Annotated in this window: 4 protein-coding genes; all 4 read left to right on the top strand. The window is 69.2% G+C overall.

Annotated elements, in window-relative coordinates:
• Nucleotides 1-66: DUF3641 domain-containing protein (locus VF697_RS43500; RefSeq protein WP_414641299.1), on the top strand; the 66-nt coding region annotated here is incomplete at its 5' end.
• Nucleotides 67-201: 135 nt separating this feature from the next.
• Nucleotides 202-1,752: a hypothetical protein gene (locus VF697_RS16680; RefSeq protein WP_331096130.1), complete on the top strand. Its 1,551-nt coding sequence runs from the start codon at nt 202-204 to the stop codon at nt 1,750-1,752.
• A gap of 40 nt (nt 1,753-1,792) precedes the next feature.
• The gene (gene zwf, locus VF697_RS16685) at nt 1,793-3,319 is read left to right on the top strand and encodes a glucose-6-phosphate dehydrogenase (RefSeq protein WP_331096132.1); all 1,527 of its coding nucleotides are present in this window, start codon (nt 1,793-1,795) and stop codon (nt 3,317-3,319) included.
• Between the two features lie 216 nt (nt 3,320-3,535).
• Nucleotides 3,536-4,945: heme peroxidase family protein (locus tag VF697_RS16690; protein ID WP_331096134.1), on the top strand; the 1,410-nt coding region annotated here is incomplete at its 3' end.

The raw sequence follows: 4,945 nt of genomic DNA on the forward strand, positions 1-4,945 counted from the left end.
ACGGATCGCCACTGCTTCGGCTGCACAGCTGGTGCTGGTTCGAGCTGCGGCGGAGTAACAATTTAAGCCCATCACAGCTCCCCGCGTTGGATCCGCCGCGCTCACAAACGTCCGCGAGGCAACTCCATTTTCATGGGTGGCATGAAAGGCGCTCCTGGCGCCGGCCACCCACCCATCCCCCTGAAAATGGAGCATCCAACGATGAGCATGATGAAGTGGAACGACGACGAGGCGCGCCGGCTGCTCCTCGGGCAGCTGGTGTCACTGGTGGATGGCGTGCGGACGCTCGCCATTCGCACCAGCCCCGGACCGTTCCGCAAACACGAGCCGATCGCCGTCTTCCGGCCCCACACACTCCAGGAGTTGATGTCCCTCGTGGAGCTGGAGTTGGAGAAGCTCGTCGCCGACCATGCCCACCTGCGTGACTTCGCCAGCGCCATGCGCACCCTGCTGCACCGGCTGCCCAGCGACAGCCCCCGCGAGCTGTATGACGCGGTGATGGACGCCGCGGAGCAGTGGCTCGGCGACGTGGCGGACGAGGACGCCGACGGCTTGCGCTCCGACGCCGCGCCCCCCACCCAGCTCGAGGAGGTCTCCCTCCTCATCGACGACCTGCGCCGCGAGAGGCGCAAGACGACCCGCCGCGAGAAGCTGGCCATCCACACCGCCCACGAGGCCCTCGCCAACGGGGCCCGCCTGCACCTGCCCTACAAGCCCCTGCCCGTCCCGGGCTTCGGCGACACGCAGACGTACATGTCCGTCACCGACCCCGGCGAGGGCCACATCGCGGGCACCACCACCCGCGAGGACTGGCTGCGCGGCGTGCTCGTCCACGTGGAGCACCTGGAGCGCGGGCATCAGGATCGCGAGTCGGTGGAGTCCTACCGCATTCCGCGCATCCTCAACGTGGCCAAGGTGCGGCTGCACGTGGCCGGTCGCGCCCCGGTGACCAGCTTCATCGGCCGGCCCATGTTCGACAGCGGCAAGTTCCACCTGGACCTGTGGAAGACGGTGCAGACCATGGCCGGCACCTGCACCGCCATGTTCCAGCTGGGCGTGGCCGAGTGCAAGGTCGCCATGGAGCGCATGACGGCCTCGCAGATCGTCGAGTTCATGCGCTGCCTGCGCACCAACATCCTGCGCGACGCGCGCACCCAGCTCCTGTCCGCGGCCTTCAACCTCAACACCCCCATCCTCGATGACCGCGCCGGCGGCTCGCGGCTCGTCACCGGCCGCAAGGAGATCGGCCTGCTCGGCATCGAGCTCGTCAAGGCGGGAGGCTTCGACAAGGTCACCTGGGACGGCTCGGCGGACACCTACCCCAGCATCCCGGTGATGGAGCAGCTCACCCACGCCGAGGCGCTGGCGCTCGTCCACGGCGCGCACGAGCGCGGCCTGCGGACCTACTTCTCCGCCGGCTTCCGCTTCCCCCACATCCCGCTGGCCGTCTACACCGGCGTGGACGGCGTGGGCATCGGCGGCGCGCAGATCCTCCGGTACATGGACTCGCAGACCGGCTACCACGGCCCGTTCCAGCCGGAGAACATCTCGCGCATCCTCGCCATCCGCGACGAGGCCGCTCGCAGCCCCCTGGGCCGCGCCGCCGCCCTGTTGGCCCGGCTCGACTGGATGGCCTCCCAGGGCCGCCTGGATGACCGCCAGCAGGAGTTCCGCGCCGGGCTCTACGAGGCCCTCTCCCGCCAGCAGGTGGACGAGCTCCTCGGCGACCTCGACGCCCGAATCGCCGCCTGAGCCCCCCTCCCCCCTTTCCAGCCCGTTGGAGTCCACCCCGATGCAGTCCGCAGCCCCGCAGATGGAAGCACCGCAATACGAGGAGACCGGCGCCTCCGTGCGAGCCGAGCCCTGCGCCTTCGTGCTCTTCGGCGCGTCCGGAGACCTGGCCCGGCGCAAGCTCCTCCCCGCGCTCTACCGACTGGCCCTGGAGGGCTACCTGCCCCCGGAGTCCACCATCATCGGGGCGGCGCTCCCCAGGCTGACCCCCGAGCAGTTCCGCGCCGCCACGCGTGAGTCCCTCGAGCGCTCGCCCGAGTGTGGTCCGGTGGACGAGGCCGCCTGGCGCGCCTTCTCCCGGAGGCTCCACTACGTGCCCATGGACATCTCCAGCGCCGAGGACTACCGGCGCCTGGGCCTGCTCCTGGAGCAGGTGGACCGCGAGCACGGCACGCGGGGCAACCGCATCTTCTACCTGTCGCTCGCGCCCTCGCTCCACGCCGAGGCGGTGCGCCACCTGGGAGAGACGGGCCTCACCCGGTCCCGAGGGCGGAGCTGGTCGCGCCTCGTGGTGGAGAAGCCCTTCGGCACGGACCTGGAGACGGCTCGGGCCCTCAACCAGCACATCCATCATTATATGGATGAGTCTCGCGTCTACCGGATGGACCACTACCTCGGGAAGGAGATGGTCCAGAACCTGCTCGTCCTGCGCTTCGCCAACCGCATCTTCGAGCCGCTGTGGGACCGCGAGCACATCGACCATGTGCAGATTACGAGCGCCGAGACGGTGGGCGTGGAGGGACGCGGCGGCTACTACGAGGGGGCCGGCGTGGTGCGCGACATGCTCCAGAACCACCTCCTGCAGGTGCTCGCGCTGGTGGCCATGGAGCCGCCGTCGAACCTCTCCCCGGAGGCGGTACACGACGCGAAGATGCGGGTGATGCGGTCCGCGCGCGCCTTCACGCCCGAGCGCATCCGCACCGAGTGCGTGCGCGGGCAGTACGGCCCGGGGCAGATCGCCGGCCGGTCCGTGCCCGGCTACCGGCAGGAGGCGGGCGTCGCCCCGGACTCGCGCACCGAGACCTTCGCGATGCTGACGATGCGCTTCGACAACCCGCGCTGGGCCGGCGTCCCCTTCTACGTGCGCTCCGGCAAGCGGTTGGAGCGGCGCGTGACGGAGGTGGTGGTGCAGTTCAAGGACGGGCCACTCGCCCAGGGCACGCCCAACCAGCTCCACCTGCGCATCCAGCCCGACGAGGGCATGGCCCTGCGCTTCGCCACGAAGGCGCCGGGGCGGGCCGTGCGTCACCATGACGTGGCCCTGGACTTCCGCTACGGGGACACCTTCGGCACCCGGCTCGCCGAGGCCTATGAGCGTCTGCTGCTGGACTGCATGCTCGGCGTCTCCACGCACTATGTGCGCAACGACCTGGTGGAGCGCGGCTGGGAGCTCGTCATGCCCATCCTGGAGGCCTGGGGCTCGACGCACGACGAGCTGCCCCTCTCCTCCTATGCGGCGGGCTCGTGGGGTCCGACCGCCGCGAGCCGCCTGCTGGAGACCCACGGCCGACGCTGGAACGAGACCTGAGCCCGGAAGTGGACACGCGGGCTCTCGCCTGAAGAGGGGACGAGCAGCCATCGGAGGGTGTCCGGGTCCCGCCTCTGCCCCGCGGTCCGTCACATCCCAGGACCCCCCCCCTCTACCTCAACAGCAGGGGGCGGAACCTCGGAATGAATGCCTGGGACGACGCAGCAAGCCTCCTGAGCAGCTCACGATCCCACGCCATCAGGAGCAGACACGACCATGTTGCACGGTGAAACCCACGTCCGCGGTATCAACCCTCCCAAGTCGCAGTTTCACGCGCGAGGCCGCTTCGGCCGACTCTTTCCGGAGCTGCCCGTCTTCGCTTCCGACACCCCCGTCATCCGCGATGCGCTCAGCAAGCTCGGAGCGCTGGGCGGGCTGATGGACGCGAAGGATCCGATCGCCGGGCAGCCTCAACCCGGTGCCAGCAATGAGGACAACGCGACCATCTCCGCGGGCTTCACGTTCTTCGGACAGTTCATCGACCACGATCTGACGTTCGACCCGACCTCCAGCCTGGAGCGGCAGAACGACCCGGAAGCCCTCGAGAACTTCCGCACGCCGTCGCTCGAGCTGGACAACGTGTACGGCTCCGGTCCGAGGGCCTCGCGCCACCTCTACGACGTCAACGACCCGGCGAAGTTCCTCATCGAGAAGCTCGGTGGGCCGGGCTCACAGGACGACATGCCGCGCAACAGCCAGCAGGTCGCGCTCATCGCGGATCCACGCAACGACGAGAACACCATCGTCTCGCAGCTCCACGTGGCGATGCTCAAGTTCCACAACGCGGTGGTGGACCACGTGCGCGGCAAGGGCACCCCGGAGGCGCAGGTCTTCGAGCAGGCCCAGCGGATGGTGCGCTGGCACTACCAGTGGATCGTCCTGAACGAGTTCCTCCCGAAGACCGTGGGCGGAGACGTGGTGCAGAAGGTGCTGAAAACGAGCCCGGGCGGCCGGCTCTACCAGTTCAGGAACGAGCCCTTCATTCCGGTGGAGTTCTCCGTCGCGGCCTACCGCTTCGGACACAGCCAGGTGCGCCCGGGCTACCGGCTCAACGCGGGCTTCGCCGCCGGCCTCTTCAACAGCTCCCTGGACCCGACCCTTCCGGATCCGGCCGACCTGCGCGGTGGCAAGCGCGCCGAGCGGCGCTTCGTGGAGTGGGAGAACTTCTTCCCGATCGGGGACCCCGCGCGGCGCCAGTTGAGCAAGGAGATCGACACCAAGCTGTCGAGCCCCCTGCACGCGCTGATTCCAGGCGCACCGGGCCAGATCCCCGGAGGCGCGCCGAATCCGGCCAGCAATCCCCAGTCGCTCGCCCAGCGCAACCTGCTGCGGAGCCTGGCGCTCGGCCTGCCCTCGGGTCAGACCATGGCCCGGCACATCGGCGTCAAGGTCCTCACGCCCGCGCAGCTCGTCGACCTGAAGCAGTTCGGCGTCGGCTTCGAGACCAACACCCCGCCTTGGTTCTACATGCTCAAGGAGGCGGAGCTGCTCCACAACGGCACGAAGCTCGGCCCCCTGGGTGGGCGCATCGTGGCGGAGGTCATCATCGGCATCCTCCAGGGTGACCGCTTCTCGTTCCTCAACGCCAACCCGAACTGGCGGCCGGAGCTCGGCAACGACAAGGGC

The organism is Archangium sp. (assembly GCF_036388035.1).
Classification (GTDB): Bacteria; Myxococcota; Myxococcia; order Myxococcales; family Myxococcaceae; genus Archangium.